Here is a 26,090-nt window from a genome sequence, read left to right as displayed (position 1 = left end):
CTCTTTAAGGCAGTAGCTCATTTTAGTACAAAAATAAGACGGTTATTTTTTGATTTCTCTTTGTTGAAATACAGCAATAATATGGTATAATAACAATATAAAGGAGTTGAGCGTCAACTCAACCCCTTTGTAGAACCGTTTAAGACGGTGGCTCATTTTAGTTATAAAAAATAACCGTTACTCGCCAAAAGTAAGACGGTTATTTTTTTGCATTATCTTTGAAGATTTTATAGCACAAGCCTATCAAGTTGATAATAAAACTACCAAACATCAATAGAACTTCTACCACTTCAAAAGCTGTCAAAAAAATGCTCCTCCTTTCTGTCAGATTTTGATGTGTTGCCCATAGGCATCACCACCTTTCAGATTAAGGAGCCACCGTCTTTTGTGATGCCTAATATAACTTAGAACACCCCACTACTTTTCTACACTTTAATTATAACCCACTAGGTGATTTTTTTCTATCCATAACAATTGACCCACAGAAATAAAAACACACCGACACCTATGATTCTATCAACCATAAGTATTGGTGCAATAATCCTTATTTCTCTACTGAAACTGCTAAAGCGTGGTCAACTAATGCCACTTGTCCATTAACCACTTCAATGGTATCGCCACTTACCAAGTCAGTATATTGTCCGTCAGTTAGTGGTACTTTCACTTGTCCTTCTTTGCCTTTAAATGAACATACTGCTACAAATAATGTTTCATGGCTTTCATGTTCTATCACAACGGCATCGAATTCATCGTACGCTGTCAATTCGTAACGTGCAGACGAATTTACTGGAATGTATTGTTTTTTAATATCATGTAAACGACGAATTTCAGCTGAAATATCACGCCCTGCCTGCCAGTTAACTGGGTCTACATCAAATAATGTCTGTTCAGTTGACTCTTGCACTTCTTGACCATTGTAAAGTAATACAAAGCCTTTTTCAAAATATTGAAAAGCTGTCCATTGTAATAAGTTTTGTTCTTCAGGAATTAAAAACTTCGCACGTGGGTTATCATGATTTTCAAGATGACGTGCTTTAATATAATGTTTTGGATAAATAACTTCTTGTAAATTCAAGCGATTGATGTACTCGCTCAATGTATTTTTACCACGTAGATAGCCATGGAATAAATAGTGAACATCATAATCATATAGCACATCAAATGCTTGATACATTTCACAATCAGAATGGGCAGTACCACCGGCTTGACGCAATAATTTGATAAAGCTAAACTCAACACTTTCTGATAACCAAATAAATTCTTCTTTCACTTTTGCGACAGCTTTTCGTGCTTCTTTCCAAAACTCAATAGGTACTAATGGTGCAACATCACAGCGGAATCCGTCCACAAATTGTGCCCAATAAGTAAGCGATTCAATTTGATAATCCCATAATGCTTTATTTTTATAATCTAAATCGACAATATCCGTCCAATCGCCTACTTGATTACCACGCTTGCCGTCTGGACGATAGAAGAACCATTCAGGATGTTCTTGAACTAATACAGAATCCGGTGAAGTATGATTGTAAACAACGTCAATCATCACTTTCATGCCATTATCATGTATCGCTTGACACAATGCCTTAAAATCTTCCAATGTCCCATATTCAGGGTTGATGCCACGATAATCTTTATTCGCATAAGGAGAGCCAGCTTTTCCTTTACGATTTTCTTCGCCTAATGGGTGAATTGGCAATAGCCAAATAATATCTACCCCTAATTCTTTAATACGAGGCAATTGTGGAATTACACCACGAAAAGTTCCTTCTGGTGAAAAATTACGAACAAAAATACTATAAATAACTTGATTCGGTTGAATTGACATAAACACTGTCCTTTCTAATTGTACTAATATTACTTTATAGCAATATCACACCTAATACAATCGTTTTCAACACGTTACCGGTAACAAATTCTAGTTAAGTTGTATACGCCCTTATAAAGCAAAAACTTGTCATACTGACCGTATACTTACAGTCAATATAACAAGTTTAGTCACCTTTTTATCAACTACTACAAAATAGCAAACTAATTCCCAGCTTTATATTTTGCAATAATATCTTTTGTTTCAGATTGCGTTTCAAAATAAGCATTCATTACTTCGTGTGCAACAGTTGTACTTTGACGTCCAGATGCATTTTCTAATAAATACGGTACAATAACTGAAATAGCAATTTCTGGTTTGTCATAAGGAGCAAAACCAATGTAAGTCGCATTCGTTACCGGTTGGTTTTGTGCATATTGAATCGGACCAGAATAAAATGCTTCGGTTGTCCCTGTCTTAGAACCAACTTTAATTGGGTAATTCAAGAATAAATAGCGAGCTGTACCCGTTTGTGAATGGGATACTTGATACATACCTTGATGAATACGTGCCATTTGCTCGGGTTGCAATTGAACCACATTCATTATTTTAGGAGCAATTGATGTGATGACACCGCCTAACTCACCATTTGCATCTGTATTACGAATCTCTTTAACCAAACGTGGAGCATAACGTACACCACCATTCGCAATCGTTGATACATATTGTGCCATTTGTAGCGGCGTATATAAGTCAAACTGACCGTATGATAAGTCTAAGGCTGATACTAATTGTGAATCTTCTGGACTATATCCTGTTGATTCATTCGGTAAATCAATTCCTGTATTCGTTCCTAGACCAAATTCAGCAAAATAATTACGCATTTTATCAATTGTATTATTAGCAATGGTTAATTGACCATTTTGCTCCCATTCGGTTTGTCCCCCCATCATCATCGCCATTTTAATCATATAAATGTTTGATGATTTTTCAAGGGCTTCAATATCACTAATGTCAACTTTACCTGTTCGGTTAAATACTGATGATTTTTCTTGAGATGCTTGGAATTTCATCGGCTCATCGGTAATCACATTATTAGTAGTCGAAATAACCCCTGTTAAATACCCCATTGATACCATGGCTGGTTTTACAGATGACCCCATACCATAACTTGTATTAATAGCACCTAAAGTGTCGTCAATAATTTCACCAGTGTAAGCATCTTTATTTTTATCGTATTCAAATCGTTTACCAGTAATCCCTAAAATATCCCCAGTATTTGGGTTCATCGCAACGATATAAATACGGTCATTCAAACCTTGATCTTGCATATTACGCAAAGCATTTTCTGCAATTTGATCTAATTTCTCATTAAAAGCTGCATCCACTGAAAGCACTAAGTTATTCCCTTTAGCTCCCTCAAATACTTTTTGTTTCGATAAAATATCATCCGATGCGTCAGTGACAATACGAGAAATTGACTTGGAACCACGTAAGACATCTTCATATTGCTTTTCTAAATAACTGATACCGACACGATCATTCAGTGCATAACCTTTTGCTAGTAATTCTGCTGCTGTTTCACTTGGAAGACCACGTTGTTCAGTGGATACTTGCCCTAAAATTGAACGTAATAATTCATTTTGAGGATACGTCCGTTGCCAATCTGTCCCAATCGAAATACCTGGTAATGACCCTAATTGTTCACTGACACGAGCAATTTCTTCTTGAGTTACGTTTTGATTTTTTACAGTAACGGTTGATAAGGCATAGGCACTGTTCATATTTTTAAACAAAGCAATGACTTTCTTTTCACCTTCACTAAACACTAAATCATCACTCGTCACAGCGTCCAATTGAACTTTATAAACTTCTGCACCACTTAATTGTTTCTGTTCACGTGTTAATCGACTATTGACTAGTGATTCATTCGTCACAATAAAATAATCTTTTAAATCACGTTCAGTTAAATTTTGTGTAGGAATCTCAATTAGAGAGGCTAATTTACGAGCAACATCAATAATATCTTTCGGTGATACACGTGAATCTCGGTCTCGTGTATATAAAATCGCCATTTCTGGATGATTGCCAACTAAAACACGTCCTTGGCTATCATAAATCATTCCACGAGGCACAGAACCTGTTGTTACCGTCGAATCCGTTCGCTGCACCATATTTAAAAAGGTTTCACTGCGATAAAGTTGTAAGTATCCTAAGCGAATAAATAAGGAAACAAAACATAAGAACGAAATTACGAACAATAAATTTAAGCGTCTCGGAATATGAGATTTATTTTTATTTTTTTTCAATTTATATTTAGCCATGTTGTCACTCTATTCTACATTGATTTACTATTTAAGATTATACCATAAGTTGCCTACAGGTAAAAACATATTTCATCTCACAATTCTATTACAGTAATTTATGTCATCCTTAGTTAAAATTGCTTAATAGATAAGATTTGATATAATATGGACAGATTGACACGATTAGTTGCTGATTATTTTCAGCTCTACAATGGAGGCATTATGACATCAAAATTCCACTTAAAACATTTGCTACCTTATTTTGCTTGTAGCATTATTTTTTCATTGCTGTTTCTTTTTATCAGTTATCTATTGCATTGGATTCCATTTGGCTCTAATACGCTATTAACAATTGATTTAGGGCAACAATATATTGATTTTTTTAGTTATTATCGTGATACCTTACTACATCACCCTGAACAATTCCTTTATAGTTTTCAAAAAGGCATTGGTGGCGAAATGGTGGGATTATGGACGTATTATTTACTCAGCCCTTTTAATCTCGTCCTACTATACTTTAAACAAAATCAATTTGCATTCGCCATGTCCGTCTTAACCTATACCAAATTATTAGCAATGACATGGTCATTTCTCTATTTTTCACGACAAAAATATCGCTTGGATACACCATTCGCTATTGCTTTTAGTCTATCCTATACTTTTATGAGTTATACAGTGACCTATTGGCTAAATATTATGTGGCTAGACGGTTTGATTTTACTGCCACTTATCGCCCTTGCTTTACAAAAACTCATCACAATGAATCGTCGCAACGCTTATATTTTATTGCTTGCACTAACATTCATCAGCAACTATTATATTGGATTTATGATTGCGATTTTCTTAGCCTTTTATGCAATTTATCTGATTATTGAACAAAACGAGTTGACCTTTAAAAAAGCAATCCACGATTATACTCGATTTATAATTGCATCAATTGTAGGTACTTTAATCAGTGGTATTATCTTATACCCTGCTATCACATCACTCTTAGCCAGCAAAGTCAATGGCACTTCAATCGCCATAACTTCAGCGATACGGTATTTACCGAAACAAATTCTTTCAAAATTGTTTATCGGAAGTTTTGTATTTGAAGAAATAAAAAAAGGGTCACCACATCTATATGCTGGTACACTAGTCGTATTACTCGTGATACTCTACTTTATTAATCGCCACATTCGCTGGCAAGAAAAACTGGTAGCTCTATTCATTCTGAGCGTATTTCTTTTATCTTTTATGTATGAATTACTGTCAAAAATTTGGCATGGTGGACAAGACCCTGTATGGTATCCATTCCGCTTTTCATTTTTGACTACGTTTTTTAGCATCGAACTAGCGATGAATGCCTTTAGTAAACTGCGACACAAATTATCATTGCCTGCCACATTTATCATGATGAGTAGTTTTTCAGTCTTTTGCATCTATTATTTAGTGCGAATCAAATTTTATCCTTATTTATCGCAACAAATGATTTTGCTAACTTTATTCTTAGGTATTATTTGGATAATCCTACTACAATTCAAGCTCAAACAACACCGTCTATTATCGGTTATCGCATTGCTATTTGTCACATTAGATGTGAGTATCAATAGTTATTCCATTTTAAAGCAGTTGAACTATGTTCCCTTTGAGCGTTATCAAAATTACACAACTGTTATGACGGATACCATTCAAGCAATCACTGACAATGATTCTGATTTTTATCGCATTCAAAAAAATGCAGCTCGTACTAAAAATGAGCCTTTATTCGCTCACTATAATGGCTTGGATAATTTTAGTTCCACTTTGGAATCTACTACTGCCCAATTATTTGGATATTTAGGACTGCCCGATACGCAAGCATCAGTCTTATATGGTAATGGCACTCTATTTTTAGATGATTTCTTCTCAGTAAAATATTTGCTTGAACCGAAACGAATTGACGATGAAAAGTATTATCATCTTAAACCAATCTCACGAGCTTTTGATATTGCACGAAATAACAAGCAAGCTGACAACCAATATTTTACAATCTACCAAAATCCAGACCGATTCGGACTGATGATTGAAGTGTCGCCAGACATTGCATTACCGACGACGCAATTTGAACAAAATAAACCGATTGAAAATCAAGAATTACTCTTGCGATTGATTGATTTCAACCGCAACAACAAACCATATTATACAGAACAAGCATTATCCGAACCGATATTACAAGATATTGAACTAACAAAAATCGAAACAGGTGATTTCTACCATTTCAATTCCTTAATTAAAGACGTTTTACAATTTGATAAAGGGTCACTGACTTACTCCTTTAAAACCGATACAGATAATCCTTATTATCTATCCCTTCCTAGTCAGATAAATGATAAAAAAGTTCGTATGGAATTAAATGGTGAAGAATTTGTATTCGCATCACCATTTCGTCAGCGTCAATTAGTCAGCATTGCAGATAATCAAGCCTTAACGAATCATCAACTAGCAGTTATTTTACAAACGGCAAAATTACAAATGAATCAGCTTAAATTATATGAATTTGACCTACCACGCTATGAAACAATGATGCAGAAAAAAGCAGCACATCGTTTTGAAGTAACATCATTCAATCACCAACAGTTGACTGGGAACATCACAACTGAACTGGAAAATAGTTACTTATTGATGACCATTCCTTATGATAAAAATTGGTCTATCCAAATAGATAATCAGAAAGTTAAACCTATTCCAGTACTAAACGATACCTTAATGGCAATTCCTGTTTCAAAAGGAAGTCATCAAATTACGATGCATTATTTCCCAAAATCCATATATTATGGTACTATGTTAAGTATGTTTGGAATCGTCGGATTCATCATCTTGAACACTCGACGATTAAAAGTGAAAACTAAAAATTAATGAGGTATCCAATGAAAAATATTTTTAAATTTTTATATAAAGCCTATCGGGAGCCACGTCTATTTATTCAAATTGTCGCAGTAAAATTTAAGCAAATATGGCAAATCGCACTTGCTGCTATCTTATTCTTATCCATTACAATGACGATACTTGGACAGCCTGCTTTCCAAGAGATTGCAAATAATATTAGTGATGCAGCAAAATATGTGCCAAATTATACCTATGAACAAGGCAAACTAAAATTAGCGACTGATGAAAAACCACTCTACTATCAATCGAAAACCTTTCAATTAGTTATTGATGACAGTGTGGAAAGTGACGGAACGCTTAATAAAGTGCCAATTGATAAAGCAAAAAATGAGATGATTGACACTTCTATTTTTATCAGTCTGTATATGTTTAAAGACCAAACCATTGCATCTGTCGGCAGTAATTTATACCGTCTAGGCAATCATGCAACTGGTTTCTTGAGTAAACAATTACTCCTTGACTATCTAACCCTTTTAACCACACGTACCACTACAGTGATGATTACACAATGGTTAACGTATTTAGTGATTGCTTTCTTTGTTTATTGGTTAGAGATGTTCGTGCTTGCAATTTTAGCAAGTTCTATCAATCGCAATTTAACCAGTCCTTTTAAATTTAAACAACGGCTAAAATTGGCTATTGCGATTAGCTTTTTACCATTAATCATTATTGAACTCGCAAAATTTATTATTCCTGGCTTTATCGGAAGTTTCTTCTTACTTGCCACTACCTTTATCGGTTTACTCTATTATATGATGCACCGACATACAGACTATGTAAAAGCCTTGTTAATGGAAATGTCTAAAAATGAATCAGCGAATTTTGACGAATTCGCACAAGAATTTTCAGAGTTAGATTACTTAACAGATGATGACATTAAAAAAGACATGAATCATGCTAACCCAAGCAGACACGAATTAGACGCATTAAATGATGCAGAGAAAAAGATACTGGAACATTTAAAAAATATGGATTCAGAGAATGATGAAGAAAATGAATAATGTGATAGCCAAAAATGAGTGATTGAGATACATCACTCATTTTTGGTATTTAGGTAAGAGCTGAAATGATGTCCGCTATTGCACGATTATCCTAAAAAAGCACTGATAGTCAAACTATCAGCACTTTTGAATTTACTTATTTGTATTCAATTACTTTTGTTTTTTGAAACGTGGAGCTACTAATAAAGCACCTGCAACTACAGATAATACTGCCAATGCTAATGCAGCAAATGAAGTTGCTTCACCTGTTTTTGGTAAAGCTGCTTGTTTAGCTTCTTCTTTCTTAACTTCCACTTTTCTAGTTTCTTCTTGTTTAGTGTCAGCTTTTGGAGCTACTGTTGTTTCTGAAATTTGTGTTGTTTCTGAAACTTGTGTCATTTCTTTAACTTTCATCGCTAATTTTGCTAAATCTTCACGTTTTTCAGCCATTGAGACTTCAACTGCTAATTCTTCTTTTTGTTTGTCGCTTAATTTAGATGCATCAATCGTTGCTAATAACTCTTTACGAACATCAGAATCTGATTTCTCAGCTTCTTTTTTGTCGTCTTTTTTGTTGTCAACTTCTTTAGCAACAGTTCCTTCTTTTGAGTTATCAGGAACATCTTGTTTGTCTTCAGGTTTAACTTCTGGTTTGTTTTCAGCTGGTGCGGGAGTTGTTGTGTCTAGCTTTCTAAGAGAGATTCTATAAGTTTCACCAAAACGTTCGCCTACTTCAAAAGTACGTGTTGTTTGATATGAGACGGCTTCACCTTTTACTATCTCATAACCTGCAGGGAAGTCTGCTAATTCATACGTTAATTTAGCACCTTTACGAGCACTTAGCGTGATGTATCCCGATGCACCTGTTTTGAAAGAACCAATTTGTTTACCATTTGAATCTTTAATAATAACAGTAGCACCTTTAATTCCTTCTTCTACTGCTGAGTTGTCAACCATAACACCGATTCTAAATTGGAATGTCTCCACTTTATCTTCGGTTTTTGGTTCTTCTTTTTTGTCTTCTAGTGATGTTGGCATTTCAGAAGTTGTGTCTGCTGTCGACATTTCAGAAGTTGTAATCACTTCTTCTTCAAGAGTTGTCGTTTCACTAACGGTAGTTTTTTCAGATGTCTCTGAGATTGACACTTCTGGTGGTAATGTCGTCTCTTCTTGTGCTGATACGGCTGACATCACTAACTGTGATGCTAACAATGTTGCGGCTAATAAAGATTTTTTCTTCATAATCTTTTTCCCTCCGGAATATATTATTTGGTGTCTTTCAACACCATGCCTTTCAACACCATGCCTTTCAACACCATGCCTTTCAACACCATAATATAATTATAATTCAAATAAAAATATGCGTCAATCCATTCTTAAATATTTTAAAATCATTTTAAAATCATTTTTTCATATTTTGTAATAAATAGTTACATTTTTTCCTGTCATTCATTATTCTGAACGTTCGATTAAAAGAATCAGACTAAAATTCGTATTATGCCTACGAATTTCAGTCTGATTTCATTGCTTAATTCCCCACCAGATATTTAGTGGGTCTCCACTAGAAGTTGTGGTGCTGTTTAATTGGGCTAGAAATTCAGGTATCAGGAGAATATAGTCTTTGAATACAAAAACAGTGTTGATAACAAGGACAACTCCCTATCATCAACACTGATATCTATCTATGTTAAATTATTTAACAGCGTCTTTTAATGCTTTACCAGCTTTGAATCCTGGTACTTTAGATGCTGCGATTTCAATTTCTTCACCAGTTTGAGGATTACGTCCTTTACGAGCTGCACGCTCACGTACTTCAAATGTACCAAAACCGATTAATTGAACTTTTTCTCCTGCTGATAATTCTTCTTGAATTGCTTCGAATAAAGCTTCAACTGTTGCTGTAACATCTTTCTTAGTTAAGTTTGTTTTTGCTACTACTTTTTCTACTAATTCTGCCTTATTTGCCATTAGTGCATCCTCCTTAAAATTACTCATACGAGCATTAAATCGAAATAAATTTCAATTGTTATTTCTTTATAAAGAATAGCATAGATTCTTTAAAATATCAATGTAAATCCTGTTAATAAGCCGTTAATTCTATAACAATCTTATAAAAATTATTGTCGTTCACGTGTAATCAAGCGAATCGGCGTCCCTTCAAAATAGAAAGACTCTCTCAGCTGATTTTCTAAGAATCGTTCGTAACTGAAATGCATCAATTCAACATCATTAACAAATGCCACAAAAGTAGGTGGATTGACTGCTACTTGTGTCATATAGTAAATCTTTAAGCGACGACCTTTATCCGTTGGAGTTGGGTTCATTGCCACAGCGTCCATTAGAACATCATTCAATACAGACGATTGTACACGACGATGACGATTGTCATAAATCATTTCTAATAATTCTGGTAATTTATTCAAACGCTGACCAGTATGTGCACTGACAAATAATATCGGAGCAAACGATAAGTATTGGAAATGGGCACGAATATTTTTAGTAAATTCATCAAATAAATTATCTGACTTATCAACGGCGTCCCATTTATTTACTAAAATCACTATACCCTTACCTGCTTCATATGCATAACCTGCAACTTTTTTATCTTGCTCACGAATACCAGTTACGGCATCAATAACTAAACACACTACATCACTACGGTCAATAGCTGATAAGGCACGTAATACACTGTATTTTTCTGTATTTTCAAATACTTTACCACGTTTACGAATACCAGCCGTATCAATCATTGTAAAATGACGTCCAGTTTCACTGGTAAAATAAGTATCGACGGCTTCACGCGTCGTTCCCTCCATATCGGAAACAATCACACGCTGTTCTTTTAAAATCGCATTAACTAAACTAGATTTGCCTACATTTGGTCTACCGATAAAACTGAATTTAATCGTTTCTTCAACTTCAGCTTCCTGTTCTTCTTTAGGGAATAAACGGAAGATTTCGTCAAGCAAATCTCCAAAACCTGTCCCATGAACTCCCGATACTGGATACGGATCTCCATGACCTAATGAATAAAAATCCCAAATTTCTTGACGTTGTTCAGGATTATCCGTCTTATTAACTGCTAATACTACTGGTTTATTTGTACGATGTAAAAAATGTGCTAACTCTTCATCAGCGTCCGTTACACCCTCTCGACTACTTGTCAAAAAGACAATAACATCTGCTTCGTCCATTGCGATTTCAGCTTGGTAACGAATTTGATTCATAATCGGCTCATCAATCATCTCAATACCACCAGTATCAATTAAACGAAATGGTTTACCTAACCATTCACTAGCAGCATAGATTCTATCACGTGTCACACCTGGAAAATCTTCTACAATCGAAACACGTTCACCGACTAAGCGATTAAAAACGGTCGACTTCCCCACATTCGGTCTTCCTACTAAAGCTACTGTTGGAATATTCATTATATTCACCTCCATTTTTGGTTCGTTCGGGCAGCCTTGGCGTCCACTTCAAAAATCCCTTCTGTGCGTTTCTCGCACGCCAGAGATTTTCTCCAGTGGTCCAAGGCTGAACGCCCTCTCTCTCACCTTGTTCTTTTTGGTTCGTTCGGGCAGTCTTGTCATCCACTTCAAAAGTCGCTTCTGTGCGTTTCACGCACGCCAGAGACTTCCTCCAGTGGTCCAAAGGCTGAACGCCCTCTCTCTCACCTTGTTCTTTTTGGTTCGTTCGAATGAAAAGGCTGCGACATGAGTCACAGCCCTAATAAATTATATATTAATTTTCAGTTGTAAAGCTGTCTAATAAATCACCAAACATATCACCTAAAGTGAAACCTGTATCAGTTGAATCTGAATAAGTTGCTGCTTGAGTGTTGTTGTTTGCTTTACGAGCTGATTGGTTATTACGCTTAGGTCTTGGAGCTGCTTGACGAGCTTGACGTTCAAAACGTTCTGTACGGTTTGGACGTTCTTCACCCTCTTCTACCTCAGGACGAGCTGGTTTTTCTTGTAAAGCTTTAATTGATAATGATAGACGTTGTTCAACTGGATCTGTACTTAATACTTTCACTTGAACTTCTTGTCCTTCTGATAATTTATCAGAAGGTTTCGCAATATGTTCATGTGAAATTTGAGAAACGTGAACTAATCCTTCAACACCAGGGAATACTTCAACGAATGCACCGAAGTCAGTTAATCGTTTAACTGTACCAGTTAATTCAGTACCTTCTGCAGCTTTTTCAGTAATGTTATCCCAAGGCCCAGGTAATGTATCCTTAATTGATAATGAGATACGACCTTTTTCTTCATCGATTGATAATACTTTAACTTGTACTGTATCACCAATTGTTAATGCATCACTTGGTTTAGAGATATGTTGATGAGAAATACGGCTAATGTGTACTAAACCGTCAACACCACCTAAATCGATGAATGCACCAAAGTTAGTTAAACGAGCAACTTTACCTTCAACAACAGCATCTACTGCTAAGTTAGATAATGCTTCAGCACGTTTAGCTTCACGATCTTTTTTAGCGATTTCTTTATGAGATAAAATTAAACGGTTGTCATTAGCATCTACTTCAACAATCGCAAATTCTAATGTTTTACCTTTGTAAGCAGAGAAATCTTCTACAAAGTGATCTTCAACCATTGACGCTGGTACGAAACCACGAACACCAGCATCAACAACTAAACCACCTTTAACAACATCTTTAACAGGTGCTTCAATTGTTTCGCCACGATCAGCTTTTTCTTTTAATTCAACCCATACTTTGCGTGATTCAACACGTTTTTTAGATAATAAATAATTACCATTTTCTTTGTCTTTAATTGGTTTTAAAACAACTAATTCAATTTCATCACCAATATTTACAACGTCCGTTAATTCATTAAACGGAGCTGCTGAAAGTTCGTTACGAGGAATAACACCCTCTAAACCTCCAGATTCCTTAATAGCAACACGTACTTGGTTATCGTCGAATGCTAATACATCTCCTTTAACCGTGTCACCAATTTTAATGTCGATTACGCTATCTAACGCATCCTCCATTGTTTCTAATACTTCTGTCTTTTCAACTTCTGACATCTACCAGTTCCTCCTAAGCAGTACCTAAAAAATTGTCGCCCTATGTCTATATAGAGCCTACAATGATTATTGTAACAAATTTATGTGGTCAAGTCTAGTAACCTTTCTTAAAAAATTAGTCATTTTTAACAAAAATTTGAATTTTTTTCAAAAAAAGTTCTAGCACCAGCCTAATTTTTTTCTATTGGGATTCTTAATTAGCATTTCAATTATCAAAATATTGTTTTTTCTCCCAGTTTATTAATCAGTTATATAGATAAAACCTCTAACTCAACTATTAATTATTATTGGTTTTATTTTCAACTTCAACAATCACTCGATTAACGACTTCATCTATCGTCATCTCACTTGTATCAATCTCAATCGCATCATCAGCTTTTTTTAAAGGACTATGTTCTCTTGTGGAATCTAAGTAATCACGCTCAATAATCGCTTGTTCAATTTCTTCTAATGTTTGCGAAGTCAATCCTTTTGCGATATTCTCCTTGAAACGACGTTGAGCACGAACTAATGGACTGGCTACAAAGAAGAATTTATGTGGTGCGTCCTTTAATACGACTGTGCCAATATCACGTCCGTCCATAACAACTGATTGTTCCTTTGCCATTGCTTGTTGCATCGAAACAAGTTGTTTGCGTACCCCCTCAATTGCAGACACTGCCGAAACATTTTCTGTCACTTCAACTGAGCGAATCACTTCGCTAATATCTTCTGTACCTAAAAATAGATGTTGTATGCCATTTATTAATTTAAACTTCAATTCTAATTGTGGTAATAAAGCTAAAATATTCTCCTCATCTGTCACAGCGATGCCCTTTCTTAATACGGCAAGTGTAACCCCACGATACATCGCACCGGTATCAATATAAGTGATACCTAATTTTTGAGCGATTAATTTAGCAATCGTACTTTTACCTGAAGATGCTGGCCCGTCAATCGCAATTGTTAAAGTATTCATTATATCTTCCTTTCAAGTATAAACTTCCACCCTGTTATCTTATCAAATGTTCCCCTATAAAACAACGCAGTCTTTATGAGCTGATATTAAAAATAGAGAAGAAATACCATACCAGTATTTCTCCCCCAAACTATGTTATAACACTTGTCTTGGCTTACTGCCGTCTTGCCCACTGACTAGACCAGCTGCCTCCATATCATCAATTAAGCGAGCAGCACGATTGTACCCAATACGAAACTTACGCTGCAATTGTGAAATACTAATCGTTTCTAAGCCTTGTAACATTTCAACGGCTTCATCAAAGTATTCATCTTCCGAAACGGAAGTATTACCGTCTTGTTCGTCATCTAATACAATCAATGAGTCTTCATAATCGGCTACTTGTTGATTCTTAATGAAGTTGGTAATCTTCTCTACTTCACTATCCGAAATATACGCACCTTGCACACGAACTGGTTTATTTTTACCCATTGGTTGGAATAACATATCCCCACGACCTAATAACTTTTCAGCTCCGACACTATCTAAAATAGTACGTGAGTCCGTTCCACTCGACACCGCAAAAGCTAAACGACTTGGTACATTGGCTTTAATAATTCCGGTAATAACATCAACAGACGGACGTTGCGTTGCGATAATCATGTGAATACCGGCAGCACGAGCCATTTGTGCCAATCGAATAATCGCACTTTCGACTTCATTGCTTGCCACCATCATTAAATCAGCTAACTCATCGACAAAAACAATAATTTTCGGTAGTTTTTCATAAACAGTACCATTATCTTCCTTGTTCCATTCTTCTACTTGTTCATTATAGGTATCAATATTACGAACATTCGATGCTGCAAACAATTCGTAGCGGCGTTCCATTTCTTGAACGACTTTATTCAATGCTTGTGCTGCTTTTCGTGGATTCGTCACAACCGGTGCTAATTGATGTGGTAAATCATCGTACATCGTTAACTCTACTTTTTTCGGGTCAATCATTAAAAACTTCACTTCATCTGGGTGAGCTTTCATCAGTAAAGATACGATAATAACATTCATACCGACCGATTTACCACTACCTGTCGCCCCAGCAATCAGTAAATGGGGCATTTTACTTAAATCAGCCAAACAAACCGTTCCGGAAATATCTCGACCTAATGGCACATCGAGTAAGTTTTCACTTTCAAGTGCTGCATCAATAATTTCCCAAAAGGATACTGGGCTGACTTGTAAATTCGGCACTTCAATTCCAATTAAAGATTTACCAGGTATTGGTGCTTCCATACGAACATCTCGAGCTGCTAAGGCTAATGCAATATCATCAGATAATGACACAATTTTACTAACTTTAACCCCAATCGCTGGTTCAATTTCGTATTTAGTAACGGACGGCCCTAAATTAGCTTTCACTACTTTTGCTTTCACACCAAAGCTTTCAAATGTCCGTTCTAATTTTTCAATATTTTCATTAATCCTTGCATATTCTTCCGATTGGTCGACTGGTGGAATTTTTTTCAATAAAGACTTACTCGGTAATTGATACTGTTGTGACCGTTTCATTGGTTTGATTACCGGTTGCGTATCGTCCATATCTGATTCAGCTAATAATTTATCCAATTCGTCCTCAGTTAAATCTTGTTTTGTTGCAGCTTGTGTTTGCCAATGGTCAGCCGTTTGACGCACTGATAAATCAGTATTCGTTGGTTCTTCCTTTGGTACAGTTGAATCTACGATAATGACAGGCTCAACACTTTTTTCAATTGGTGGCACTTCTACCTCTGGCTCAATTATTTCTTCACGATAAGGAGTTGCCGGCTGAATTATCGGTGGTTGTTTCTTATTACTCAAACTTTCCATTTGGTCAAAATAATCCAAATCCAATACTCGTTCTTCACGTTCAATGCGTGGCGACACACGTTGCGTACGCTCATCAAAGGGTTCAAATGTCTGACGTTTACGCTCTTGTAATGACGGCTGATAAGAAGATTCTGCCCAATCATCTTGAGTTGCTCTTCCTTGTGGTTTCGCACTAAATAATTGCGACAACATCGACTGTTTGCGTGGACGTATTCTCGTTTGTGGTACAGATTCTTCCGATTCAAGCAATTCCTCTTCTTCATCTGATAAATCATCTTGATTAAAGACTTCTTTCATCTCCGTCAATGCTGGAAATAATTTTTTAGGAATCGATACTACACCATGCCAAAAATCCCTTACTAATGTTCCTAATTGGTCGATTGAAATGGATTCTACTAACCCAAACCCTATTACAAAAATAATAAAGGAGAATAAATATGTTCCCCACCGTCCAAATAAATAACCAAATGTGGCATAAAAACTCGCTCCAAGCAAGCCACCCCCAAGATTTGAACGATTTTGACTTGTGAGTAAATCATTTTTAAACACTTCATATGTGCGTGTAAAAATTTGACTTGGTTCTTGTCCATTGAAAGCATTAAAATGCAGTACCGTTGTTAAAGCTATCAAAATCATGATGACACCGAGGTACTTCGTCCATTTTACACGTGGTAACTGCCCTTTAATAATCATCATAAACGCATAGAGCACCAAACTAAAGAGTGCCAGTGTATAAGTTTCACCGATGATTAATCGAACAGCGTTCGTAAATAAGACACCAATAAAGCCACCGTCAAATAACGCAAGTAATGAAATAAAAAATAGTATTAATCCAATCACTAAATAGAACATATCATAACTTGAGCGTATCGGTAATTGTTCTTCTTTCTTTTTGGCAGTTTTCTTTTTCGACTGTTGTTTCTTTGCCAATTCATTCACCTCTCATTCCTTATTTATATCGCTCTATTTTAGAAATATTTTTGTATTCCAATTATAACACAATTTTTGGTATCATAGCCTTGATAACACTAAGACGAAAGGCTGATTTTTATGACGACCTATGAACTAATTATTTCCGGACGTGTCCAAGGAGTGGGCTATCGCTTTTTCGCCCAACAATGTGCTGCGAAGTATCATATCAATGGAAATGTTCGCAACTTGTCAAATGGCAATGTCAAAATCATTGCCCAATGTTCAACTGAACAATTAACCGAATTTGTCAAAGTAATTCAACAACCACAGCATCGTTTCATGAAAATCAACTCAGTTAATATCACTGAAATCCCAACAATTAAACACTATGCCAATTTTACTATTGAATATTCAACTTAAATAGCGATAAAGCTGTGTTTGATTTTCTAAAAAAATCGGACGTACATCAACACCTAACAATTCTGTTAATTGTTCCAGTAATTGATTAATAACTTGCGGATACTGGGTTACTATCTCATTCGTATCTTGTTCAGGTTTGGGCAAATCAGTTTCCAATAACAAACGATTGATTGGTACCTGTTTAATATATGCTCTCCCTTTTTTCGTATGTAACATATTAGGGTGAATCGACAACCAACCACCATGACGTACATGACGCATTAATTCATCACTTGTGCCATTAAAATAATGAAAAATCACTTGACTCTTACTTTGATAGAGTTGGAATTTTTCTAAAATATCAAGTACCACACTAGCAGAACGTACTGTATGAATGGAAACTACAAAGGAATGCTGATGAACTTGTTCATAGTCACGAATCATTTGAATGATACGACTAAACGTATCGACTTGCAGTTTCTGTTCCACTTGTTGCAGTCGATTCGGAGCAAAATCAAGTCCAATCTCGCCGATAAAATGTGTCGTAGGCAACTCTTTCAAAAAAGATTTTAATTCCTGTGCCACCTGTTGTTCATTTTCAATATACCAAGGGTGAAAACCTAAGGCGACATCAATCGGATACATACCTTTTAATAAAGTATATTGCGTTGGTAAGACTGTTTGAGCAATCACTTTGATTTTCGCATCATCGCAAGCTTGGATAAGCTGATGTCGTGCTAGTTCATCTTTAATGAAATCAAAATGAAAATGTGTGTCGATAAATTCCGTCATTATTTTTGACCTTTCATTATCGGTGTTAATTTGTAAGTTTCTAAACCTAATAATCGTCGCAAGACTTTACTTGCTAATAACATTCCCATAATCGGTGGCATATAGCTAATAGAACCTAGTGTATGCTCCTTTTTCACACTACCATAACTTTTAATTTTGGCTTGTTTTTCTTTCGAATATAGCACTTCTAATTTTTTAATTCCTAATTCAGCACAAATATGTCGCATAGTTTTCGACATTTTACAGTAACTCGTATCTTCAATATATGAAAAAGATAACAGACTTGGGTCAAGTCGATTAGCTGCCCCCATGGAAGATAAGAGTGGCACTTGTTGCTCAATACACCATTGTATTAAGGCTGTTTTAGCATAAAACGAATCGATGCAATCAATCACATAATCCGGTCGTGGCAATGACCGTAATAATGGTGCAATATTTTGTGCTTTGACAAATTCTTCAACTGCATATACTTGACAATTCGGATTAATATCCAATATCAATTCTTTCATTACTTCAGCTTTAGGTCTACCTACTGTCGAATCAAACGCTAATAACTGACGATTAATATTGGATGGAGAAACCACATCACCGTCCAATATAATGAGTTTTCCTACACCCCCACGTGCTAATGTTTGGGCACAACTCGAACCAACACCACCCAATCCTACAACCATTACCGTTGCATTCTCAAGTGTGCTCATTCCCGCTGATTCTACTAATAAGTTTAAGCGTGCAAAACGTTCATCTTGTTCAAACACTGTCATCATCCTTTTATATTATTATCACTAGCTTAATTGTTTTAATAAAATACTCGCAAATTATACCATGTATTGATTTTTGTATTCAACTTTAAATATCCTCAAATATCATTGCTTAAACCTTTAAAACAGTTGAAATCTTAGCTAAATTTCATTATAGTATATTAGGTATACTATAATATATGGAGCGTGGAAAATGAAAAAGATACAAAAAAAATTACCTTTATTGCTATTATTAGTAGCAATAGTATTCGTAAGTGCTGGTTGTGTCCAATATAGTGCCGACGGAACACCAACTGGCTGGGTCTACCAATACCTTGGACAACCTGCTTCGAACTTTTTAAACTTTTTAGCAAATATCTTCGGTGGTAGCTATGGTATGGCAATTATTATTGTTACCATTATTACACGATTATTGATGTTACCGTCATCGCTAAAAATGACGCGTACATCAATGATTAGCCAAGCTCGCATGAAAATTGCCCAACCTGAGATTGATGAAATTCGTGCAGAAATTGATGCAGCACAAGACCCAACAGAAAAAGCGAAATTAAACCAAGAATTAATGGCAGTCTATAAAAAATATGATATTGATATGTTCGGTGGCTTAACCGGCTGTTTACCAATATTAATTCAAATGCCAATTATCTCTGCCGTCTATGCAGCAATTCGTTCATCAGATGCCATTAATCAAAGTACATTTTTAGGTATTCACCTTGGCGAAAAAAATATGTTGATTGTGATTTTAGTTGTCCTTTTAACATTCTTGCAAGGTTGGTTAATGCAACGTGCAACACCAAAATCAGATAATCCGACAGCTAATCAAACAACGAGCACAATGTTATTAATGAACCCAATTATGTTAGGTTGGATTTCATATGTGTCGGCTGCTGGTATCGGATTATACTTCCTTGTTGGTAGTGTTTTTGCCCTAGTACAACAAATTTATTCAAACCATGTCCTAAAACCAAAGATTCAAAAAATGTTAGATGAAGAAAGTGCAAAATTAGCTGCAACACCAAGACAAAAACGTAAAGCTGCAGCAAAAGCGAATAACACAACCCCTACAGGAACAAAACGCTTAGTGCCGACTAAACAACCAATTTCAACTCAACCAAATGACACTAATCGCCGTAATGCTGGTAAGCAACAACGTCGTAAATAACCTATTATTTTGAACATAACAAATAACGCAAGCAGCTTTCATTTGAACTGCTTGCGTTTCTTTTTAACTATTTTTACTTAATACTTGATTTTGCTTACGCATAATATTTTGTTGGTCACGACTCAAGAAATTCCCCATAACTTTTGTCGATTGTACTACATTGACGAAAGCAATCGGATCTGCCTCAGCAATCGCTAATTGCAATTCATGTAATTCATAACGATTAATTACAATCATTAACACATTTCGCTGATCACCAGTATAGCCACCACGTGCTTCTAAAATCGTTGTTCCACGAATTAAACGCATCTGAATATTTTCCGTAATCGCACTTGGATTATTCGTTACAATAAAGGCAGTCAAACGTTGTTCATTTGTATGAATAGTATCAATCAACTTAGACGTTACAAAAATAGTAATCATCGTATAAATCGCTAATTCCCAAGTATATAAAAAACCTGAACCTAGAATAATCACTAAATTACTTAAAAATGTTAACGCACCAACATTCCAACCATATGTTCTGGATAAAAAGACATTTAAAATATCAAATCCACCACCAGACATACCATATTTAATGGTAATACCTGCTCCGATACCAGAGAAAACCCCACCCATAATGGCATTTAATAAAGGATTTTGCGACACATAGGTCAACGGTATCATATTCGTCGTAATCGTCGACAAAATAACTACAATAATCGTCATAATTGTAAAATGACGTCCTAGCTTTAAGTAAGACAATATCAATATTGGTACATTAATTAAAAAGTATAAATTCCCCGTCGTCAAAATTGACGCCAATGGTGTTTGACTTGTAAAGAAATTAATTAATTGTGCTAAACCTGGTACACCTGAACTAAAAATTTCTCCTGGAATTAAGAAAAATTTCATTGAAATACCAAACGAAACAGCTGACGCAATAGCAATTCCAAGTTGCATTAAGAAATTTGCTTTAGGGTGTTCACTCAAATATTTATTCAACATCGTTACGCCACTTGCCCCGATTCACCTAAACGCTCTGCCAATTTCGGCATTAAGTTACGACCGATACTTGAGCCATATACAATGGTTTCATATAAAGGTGTCACATCTTCCCCTACACGCATTAAATTACGCAAGAAGATTTCTCCGTCAAGGGCTAAATATAAATGATAGTACCCTGTATGCAATTCATTTAATTCATTGATTAAATCCAGTGCATCTTGACGTTTATGATAATCTGTTAAAATATGAATATGACGGTAAATTACTTGGCAATCCACATAAGCTTGTTCGCCATTTTGTAAGATAATCTCAACCACTAATACTCTTGATTCTGATGCACGAAACTGCAAGCGATACAAATGATGCCCACCCTCAATTTCTTTATAATTTGTCGGAATATTTTTCTCTTTTAACAATGCATCAAATGATGCTTTAATTTTTGACATTTTCCTCATCCTCTCAAGCCTATTTTATGTGAGAATTCATTACTAAATTCCTTACTTAATTACCTTACATTATACATTACTTTTCATCTAATCTAAAGGGGGGAAAAATAAATTATTCGCCAACTCCCACTTCGTCCCATGCCTTTTCAATCGCCTTGACTTCTGCTGATTCACTTCCAAATAAATCTGCTGCCGATAACTTAAACGCAATTCTTGCATCAGAAAATTCAGCAAACGGAACTAAATAATGTTGCACTGCATTGAAATAAATTTGCATTGTTTTCTCAATTCCAATCGCCTTTGCTGTTAAATAGCCTGCTTTATTTGGAATCCCATTATTAATATGGACACCACCATAATCGCCGTCTAAATTATTTTCTGCTTTCACATAATCACGCATATGACCAGGCTGACCATACAATGTTGGGTCTTCCAAACTACGCAATACTAAATTAGGGTCGCCACCCTCTTGCAGTATATCTTCACCAATGGTACTATCTTCCGAATCAATAAAATATCCAAACATATCCGAAAGCGATTCATCAAGTGCCCCTGATTGATGTTCATATACAAGACCAGCACCGAATTGAGTTACTGCATGCATAAATTCATGTCCAACAATATCGTTCGCAATCGCATTGTTGTATGAGAGATTTTCTTCTCCAGCACCAAATACAAAACGAGTACCGTCCCACATCGCATTGTCTAAATCTTCACCGTCTTCAGTATAATTTACGACAACTTCTACTGGTGCACCCTCTCCATCAAAACTTCTCCAATTAAAATGCTCATAGAAAAAACGCAATACCTGTTGCATATTATAATGTGCTTGAACAACTACCTTTTGCTTGTCATCATCAAAAATACCGTCATTATCTTCAGCCACTTGATACCCTAATGACGATTTATTCATCACAAAAGTCGTCAATGGCGTACCGTAAACATCACCTGTTAGATACACCTTTTGATTAATTTTTGTTGCTGGCAAAACATAATTTTCATCAAAAACACCCTTGCCTCTTGCAGTAAAGTGTTTCTCACGAATTCCTGGTTTCATCTCTTTTTTATCTAAAACAGAGCCATTTTCTGCATCAATGGTCACTCGTGTTGATGCAGTCGTTTCAACATCATCGATAAACACATAATAAACCAACTTCATTTGCTCAATATCCACTGCATAATTAGCAGATACGGTCACTTTAGCATCTGGTTGATAATTAGGTAGTTCAGCAGGATATCCTAATTCACTTAAAGCAAACTGAGTTGCTAATTCACTGCTGATAACTTTTCTATTTGACACTTCCAAAGCTGGACGGTCTAATTCACCACTGATTGAACGGATATACCCGTCACTATCGGTATGAATCAATATCATATATTCAAAGACAGGAATTTCATCAATCACAGGAACCATTGCATAATGCATATTCCCCCTATCATCAACTTCTGCCGAAAAAAATTGATAATCATCCACATTACTTTGAATCGGTAATGTCAATGGTAATTGATTAAAAATATCTTCAACAGTCGTTTCATCTTCAACCAATACTTGTGATAACTTGCTATCTTGATAATAGCGAATCGGTTTTTCCTCTGCATGTACTACACTACTCAATAAACACTGGGACATCAATAAGCTGCTCAACAAAATTTTTGCTTTCATTTTCCAAACCCCATTTAGTTATTTAAAAAGGCTAATACGACATCTTTCATCTCATTGATTTCGCACACAGTTTGATGACGAACTGGCAATTGACTTAACTCTGATACCGTTTCTGGAATCGCAATACCAGTCAACTGCTGTAATGTTTCGACACATTTAAAATCATCTTCTTGAGCTGAATCAGATTCTAAAGCCGACATAACAGTCGTTGGGAACTTATAAGGACTTGCTGTTGCAGCAATCACAGTTGGAACATTATCCGTTTGTGTTTCTTTATACTGTTGGTACACATAAACTGCCACTGCTGTATGTGGGTCTAATGTATAATTGACTGCATCAAACATTTCTTTAATCGTAGTTAAAGTTTGTTCTTGACTCGCCTCATAAGCAAAGAAATCTTGTAATTGTAACTGCATATCGTCTGTAATTGAATATTGACCGTCATTCATTAATTGTTGCATCAATTCACGTGTTTTAGCCGTATCCGAACCTGTTACATGATAAACAAGACGCTCCAAATTACTTGATACTAAAATATCCATTGACGGCGAATTGGTTACATAAAATGGACGCTTACGGTCATAGACACCTTTGTTAAAGAAATCAACTAAAACATTATTTTGATTCGATGCACAAACGAAGTTGCGAATCGGTGTTCCAATTTGTTTAGCATAATAAGCAGCTAAAATATTACCAAAATTACCTGTCGGAACAACAACATCCATTGGTTCGTTAATCGCCAAAGCACCTTGTTTCAATAATTGCGCATAGGAATACACATAATAGGCAACTTGTGGTACCAATCGCCCAATATTAATCGAATTAGCACTTGAAAAACGGTATCCCATTTCTCCTACTTGTTTAATCATGCTAGCATCATTAAACATCGCTTTTACTGCTGATTGTGCATCATCAAAGTTTCCTTTTATCGCTACAACACTCGTATTATCACCCACTTGTGTCGTCATCTGCAATTCTTGAATTTTACTGACTGCTTTATTTGGATAAAACACCATAATTTTCGTACCTGGCACATCAGCAAATCCAGCCATTGCAGCTTTTCCAGTATCCCCTGACGTTGCCGTTAAAATAACAATGTCCTCATTCAACTGGTTTTTCTTAGCAGCTGTCGTCATCAAATACGGTAAAATAGACAGTGCCATATCTTTAAATGCGATAGTATTACCGTGAAATAATTCTAGTACATAAGCATTATCTTTTAATTTAACAACTGGCGCAATTCGTTTATCATCAAATTTTTCATCATACGCTGAATCCACACAGTACGAAATTTCTTCACTTGTAAAATCTGTAAAAAATGCCCCTAATACTAATTTTGCTATTTCTTGATAACTCGCATGTTGTAAAGAATCCCAATCAAATTCTATTTCTGGAATTTGCGTCGGAATATATAAACCACCGTCCTCTGCAATCCCTTTTAATATTGCTTGTGAAGCACTCACTTGATTATTTGCATCTCGTGTACTTTGGTAAACAATATTGGACATTCGTATCACCTCTTTCTTTCTATGACAATCATAATACTAAATTTTTACTTTAAAGTCACTGTTTTTTAGACTTGGATTGAAATTTGTGAGCGATTGTACGGATTTTGAATTTGTCGGGATATTGTATGAAAAAAGATTATCCTTTGCACTATGGCTTTGGATAATCTTTTTTTATTCCGACTCCTATTTATTATTCCCCTATCACATGGTAACGTGCAAAAATTGGTTTCAAGGCAAAATATAATACTGGCACTAATACAATGGTTACAAAAGCTGTGAAAAAAGTGGCTGGCATACCTGTTAAAGCAGTCGCTAACGCTGCTTTAAATGTTGTACCAATCATTAATTGTTTGGTGAAGAAAATCAAGTATCGCAACACGATTTTTAGCAATGCTGCCCACACACCAATCAATATAACATTCATTCTACTATCTTGATGTCTCATCATTTTATAGACTAATTCAATCAATAAAATAATCACAACCGATTGCAGCACTGTTTCAATAGCACCAGGTACACCGTACCCATTTAATACATCAAAGATAAACAGTCCTAATGAAGATGCAATCAGTCCACGTTTATATCCCATTAATAACCCTGAGATAGCCACTAAAGCATTTCCTGGGTGAACCATTGAATTACTGATAGCTGACGGCATTGGGATTCGGATAAATTGAATTGCCAATACAATCATTGCTGCATACATCGCCATTTCTACTAACTTAAATACTTCACTTTGTCTTTTCATTTACTCTCTCCTATTTACAAAAAAATTCATTATAGCTCGCATAACCGGTAAAAAATTAATTTCTTTTCGATTATCATTCGTTTGCGTAATAGCTAATGGTAACCAGTCTGCTAATCGCAGCACAATTTCATCTAACTCCAACTGATGTAGCCAAGCACTCGCTAAAAGAGCCGTTGTCAAATCACCAGTACCAAAATAGTGTTGCTTAGCCTTATCATGCCGAATACCAATTAATTGCTCATCATCTGTCAAATAATAAAAACCGATTTGATTGGGATATTCAACGGTCTCCACACCGGTTAACAAGGTTTGTTTTGCACCAATCTCTTTCATCTTCACTAATAACTGCTGAATAAATACTTCATCTAATTGTTTTGGATACGCATAATTCGTTAATAAACAAGCCTCCGTTACATTCGGCAAAACGATTGTCGCTACTTGAATCAATTGACGCATACTTGACAATAGCTGTTCATCAAAACCCTGATAAAATTTCCCATTATCTGCCATGACTGGGTCGACTATCAATGGTCGTGATTGCTTATTGGTTCTAATAAAGGTAACAAAATCATCAATTTGTCTCGCATTGGAAAAATACCCTGTCACATAAGCTGAAAATGGTTGATTTTGTTGTTGCCAATGAATGAGTATTCGGCTGAAATCATCATGCAGTTCATGTCGTACTACCGGCCCATTTCCAGTATGATGTGACAATAGTAGCGTCGGAATCCATGCCGTATTAAAGCCAGCAGCCGTCAAAATCGATTGTGCAATCATACCAGCTACTTGCCCACTTCCTGGCAAATCATTCACAATTAATACTGGCTCCATTGTTTCGTCCCCCTACACTCAATTGC

Annotated in this window: 21 protein-coding genes; 4 read left to right on the top strand and 17 right to left on the bottom strand. The window is 35.7% G+C overall.

Annotated elements, in window-relative coordinates; genetic code table 11:
* Window positions 1-199 precede the first annotated feature (199 nt).
* The 3 genes from JDW14_04335 to JDW14_04325 form a co-directional block, all read right to left on the bottom strand.
* Window positions 200-304, bottom strand: a complete 105-nt coding sequence (locus JDW14_04335; protein QQD66332.1) for a hypothetical protein — start codon at window positions 302-304, stop codon at window positions 200-202.
* 240 nt (window positions 305-544) lie between these two features.
* Complete coding sequence (locus tag JDW14_04330) at window positions 545-1,825, bottom strand: alpha-amylase (GenBank protein ID QQD66331.1); 1,281 nt, start codon at window positions 1,823-1,825, stop codon at window positions 545-547.
* Between the two features lie 203 nt (window positions 1,826-2,028).
* Window positions 2,029-4,128 (bottom strand): penicillin-binding protein 2, encoded by a 2,100-nt coding sequence (locus JDW14_04325; protein ID QQD66330.1) that lies wholly within the window; start codon window positions 4,126-4,128, stop codon window positions 2,029-2,031.
* A gap of 204 nt (window positions 4,129-4,332) precedes the next feature.
* On the opposite strand from JDW14_04325, the gene JDW14_04320 reads away from it, so the two are divergent.
* Together JDW14_04320 and JDW14_04315 are read left to right on the top strand one after the other, a co-directional pair.
* Window positions 4,333-6,987, top strand: a complete 2,655-nt coding sequence (locus JDW14_04320; GenBank protein ID QQD66329.1) for a YfhO family protein — start codon at window positions 4,333-4,335, stop codon at window positions 6,985-6,987.
* Between the two features lie 11 nt (window positions 6,988-6,998).
* Complete coding sequence (locus JDW14_04315) at window positions 6,999-8,018, top strand: DUF1189 family protein (protein QQD66328.1); 1,020 nt, start codon at window positions 6,999-7,001, stop codon at window positions 8,016-8,018.
* A gap of 150 nt (window positions 8,019-8,168) precedes the next feature.
* On the opposite strand, the gene JDW14_04310 is transcribed toward JDW14_04315, so the two are convergent.
* From JDW14_04310 to JDW14_04285, 6 genes are all read right to left on the bottom strand, one after another.
* Window positions 8,169-9,239, bottom strand: a complete 1,071-nt coding sequence (locus JDW14_04310) for an LPXTG cell wall anchor domain-containing protein (GenBank protein ID QQD66327.1) — start codon at window positions 9,237-9,239, stop codon at window positions 8,169-8,171.
* Between the two features lie 450 nt (window positions 9,240-9,689).
* Window positions 9,690-9,965: an HU family DNA-binding protein gene (locus tag JDW14_04305; GenBank protein ID QQD66326.1), complete on the bottom strand. Its 276-nt coding sequence runs from the start codon at window positions 9,963-9,965 to the stop codon at window positions 9,690-9,692.
* A gap of 149 nt (window positions 9,966-10,114) precedes the next feature.
* Window positions 10,115-11,428 carry a ribosome biogenesis GTPase Der gene (gene der, locus JDW14_04300; protein ID QQD66325.1) on the bottom strand — a complete coding sequence of 438 codons (1,314 nt, stop codon included), beginning with the start codon at window positions 11,426-11,428 and terminating at the stop codon, window positions 10,115-10,117.
* Between the two features lie 313 nt (window positions 11,429-11,741).
* Window positions 11,742-13,052 carry a 30S ribosomal protein S1 gene (rpsA, locus tag JDW14_04295; protein QQD66324.1) on the bottom strand — a complete coding sequence of 437 codons (1,311 nt, stop codon included), beginning with the start codon at window positions 13,050-13,052 and terminating at the stop codon, window positions 11,742-11,744.
* 277 nt (window positions 13,053-13,329) lie between these two features.
* Complete coding sequence (locus JDW14_04290) at window positions 13,330-14,010, bottom strand: (d)CMP kinase (protein ID QQD66323.1); 681 nt, start codon at window positions 14,008-14,010, stop codon at window positions 13,330-13,332.
* Window positions 14,011-14,145: 135 nt separating this feature from the next.
* The gene (locus JDW14_04285) at window positions 14,146-16,707 is read right to left on the bottom strand and encodes a DNA translocase FtsK (GenBank protein ID QQD66497.1); all 2,562 of its coding nucleotides are present in this window, start codon (window positions 16,705-16,707) and stop codon (window positions 14,146-14,148) included.
* Between the two features lie 198 nt (window positions 16,708-16,905).
* Here JDW14_04285 and JDW14_04280 point away from each other — a divergent pair, with 198 nt between their 5' ends.
* On the top strand, window positions 16,906-17,187 hold the full coding sequence (locus JDW14_04280) for an acylphosphatase (protein QQD66322.1): 282 nt from the start codon (window positions 16,906-16,908) through the stop codon (window positions 17,185-17,187).
* Here JDW14_04280 and JDW14_04275 read toward each other — a convergent pair.
* Entirely contained in the window at window positions 17,179-17,958 is a 780-nt protein-coding gene (locus tag JDW14_04275) for a TatD family hydrolase (protein ID QQD66321.1), read from the bottom strand. The two genes, JDW14_04280 and JDW14_04275, sit on opposite strands and share 9 nt — an antisense overlap.
* Window positions 17,958-18,722, bottom strand: a complete 765-nt coding sequence (locus JDW14_04270; GenBank protein ID QQD66320.1) for a tRNA threonylcarbamoyladenosine dehydratase — start codon at window positions 18,720-18,722, stop codon at window positions 17,958-17,960. The genes JDW14_04275 and JDW14_04270 overlap by 1 nt, the downstream gene beginning before the upstream one ends.
* Before the next feature lie 190 nt (window positions 18,723-18,912).
* On the opposite strand from JDW14_04270, the gene yidC reads away from it, so the two are divergent.
* On the top strand, window positions 18,913-19,881 hold the full coding sequence (gene yidC, locus JDW14_04265; GenBank protein QQD66319.1) for a membrane protein insertase YidC: 969 nt from the start codon (window positions 18,913-18,915) through the stop codon (window positions 19,879-19,881).
* 63 nt (window positions 19,882-19,944) lie between these two features.
* On the opposite strand, the gene JDW14_04260 is transcribed toward yidC, so the two are convergent.
* The 6 genes from JDW14_04260 to JDW14_04235 all read right to left on the bottom strand — a co-directional run bounded on the left by JDW14_04260 (window position 19,945) and on the right by JDW14_04235 (window position 26,064).
* Window positions 19,945-20,868 (bottom strand): YitT family protein, encoded by a 924-nt coding sequence (locus tag JDW14_04260; GenBank protein QQD66318.1) that lies wholly within the window; start codon window positions 20,866-20,868, stop codon window positions 19,945-19,947.
* Window positions 20,869-20,870: 2 nt separating this feature from the next.
* Entirely contained in the window at window positions 20,871-21,314 is a 444-nt protein-coding gene (locus tag JDW14_04255; protein QQD66317.1) for a hypothetical protein, read from the bottom strand.
* Window positions 21,315-21,426: 112 nt separating this feature from the next.
* Window positions 21,427-22,977 carry a peptidase M4 family protein gene (locus JDW14_04250; GenBank protein QQD66316.1) on the bottom strand — a complete coding sequence of 517 codons (1,551 nt, stop codon included), beginning with the start codon at window positions 22,975-22,977 and terminating at the stop codon, window positions 21,427-21,429.
* Between the two features lie 14 nt (window positions 22,978-22,991).
* Entirely contained in the window at window positions 22,992-24,485 is a 1,494-nt protein-coding gene (locus JDW14_04245) for a threonine synthase (GenBank protein QQD66315.1), read from the bottom strand.
* A 190-nt stretch (window positions 24,486-24,675) separates the two neighbouring features.
* Entirely contained in the window at window positions 24,676-25,233 is a 558-nt protein-coding gene (locus JDW14_04240; protein ID QQD66314.1) for an ECF transporter S component, read from the bottom strand.
* Window positions 25,234-26,064, bottom strand: a complete 831-nt coding sequence (locus JDW14_04235; GenBank protein ID QQD66313.1) for a bifunctional hydroxymethylpyrimidine kinase/phosphomethylpyrimidine kinase — start codon at window positions 26,062-26,064, stop codon at window positions 25,234-25,236. It lies immediately after the preceding gene.
* Window positions 26,065-26,090: the final 26 nt, after the last annotated feature.

Source organism: Aerococcaceae bacterium zg-252 (assembly GCA_016237705.1).
Taxonomy (GTDB): Bacteria; Bacillota; Bacilli; order Lactobacillales; family Aerococcaceae; genus Globicatella; species Globicatella yangjingiae.
This window is presented reverse-complemented; position numbering and strand designations above follow the sequence as displayed.

Excerpts from the sequence above, each read along its gene's own strand:
- JDW14_04330 (QQD66331.1), bottom strand. The coding sequence starts at position 1,825 with ATGTCAATTCAACCGAATCAAGTTATTTATAGTATTTTTGTTCGTAAT.
- JDW14_04325 (QQD66330.1), bottom strand. The coding sequence starts at position 4,128 with ATGGCTAAATATAAATTGAAAAAAAATAAAAATAAATCTCATATTCCG.
- JDW14_04320 (QQD66329.1), top strand. The coding sequence starts at position 4,333 with ATGACATCAAAATTCCACTTAAAACATTTGCTACCTTATTTTGCTTGT.
- JDW14_04315 (QQD66328.1), top strand. The coding sequence starts at position 6,999 with ATGAAAAATATTTTTAAATTTTTATATAAAGCCTATCGGGAGCCACGT.
- JDW14_04310 (QQD66327.1), bottom strand. The coding sequence starts at position 9,239 with ATGAAGAAAAAATCTTTATTAGCCGCAACATTGTTAGCATCACAGTTA.
- JDW14_04305 (QQD66326.1), bottom strand. The coding sequence starts at position 9,965 with ATGGCAAATAAGGCAGAATTAGTAGAAAAAGTAGTAGCAAAAACAAAC.
- der (QQD66325.1), bottom strand. The coding sequence starts at position 11,428 with ATGAATATTCCAACAGTAGCTTTAGTAGGAAGACCGAATGTGGGGAAG.
- rpsA (QQD66324.1), bottom strand. The coding sequence starts at position 13,052 with ATGTCAGAAGTTGAAAAGACAGAAGTATTAGAAACAATGGAGGATGCG.
- JDW14_04290 (QQD66323.1), bottom strand. The coding sequence starts at position 14,010 with ATGAATACTTTAACAATTGCGATTGACGGGCCAGCATCTTCAGGTAAA.
- JDW14_04285 (QQD66497.1), bottom strand. The coding sequence starts at position 16,707 with ATGTTCTATTTAGTGATTGGATTAATACTATTTTTTATTTCATTACTT.
- JDW14_04280 (QQD66322.1), top strand. The coding sequence starts at position 16,906 with ATGACGACCTATGAACTAATTATTTCCGGACGTGTCCAAGGAGTGGGC.
- JDW14_04275 (QQD66321.1), bottom strand. The coding sequence starts at position 17,958 with ATGACGGAATTTATCGACACACATTTTCATTTTGATTTCATTAAAGAT.
- JDW14_04270 (QQD66320.1), bottom strand. The coding sequence starts at position 18,722 with ATGACAGTGTTTGAACAAGATGAACGTTTTGCACGCTTAAACTTATTA.
- yidC (QQD66319.1), top strand. The coding sequence starts at position 18,913 with ATGAAAAAGATACAAAAAAAATTACCTTTATTGCTATTATTAGTAGCA.
- JDW14_04260 (QQD66318.1), bottom strand. The coding sequence starts at position 20,868 with ATGTTGAATAAATATTTGAGTGAACACCCTAAAGCAAATTTCTTAATG.
- JDW14_04255 (QQD66317.1), bottom strand. The coding sequence starts at position 21,314 with ATGTCAAAAATTAAAGCATCATTTGATGCATTGTTAAAAGAGAAAAAT.
- JDW14_04250 (QQD66316.1), bottom strand. The coding sequence starts at position 22,977 with ATGAAAGCAAAAATTTTGTTGAGCAGCTTATTGATGTCCCAGTGTTTA.
- JDW14_04245 (QQD66315.1), bottom strand. The coding sequence starts at position 24,485 with ATGTCCAATATTGTTTACCAAAGTACACGAGATGCAAATAATCAAGTG.
- JDW14_04240 (QQD66314.1), bottom strand. The coding sequence starts at position 25,233 with ATGAAAAGACAAAGTGAAGTATTTAAGTTAGTAGAAATGGCGATGTAT.
- JDW14_04235 (QQD66313.1), bottom strand. The coding sequence starts at position 26,064 with ATGGAGCCAGTATTAATTGTGAATGATTTGCCAGGAAGTGGGCAAGTA.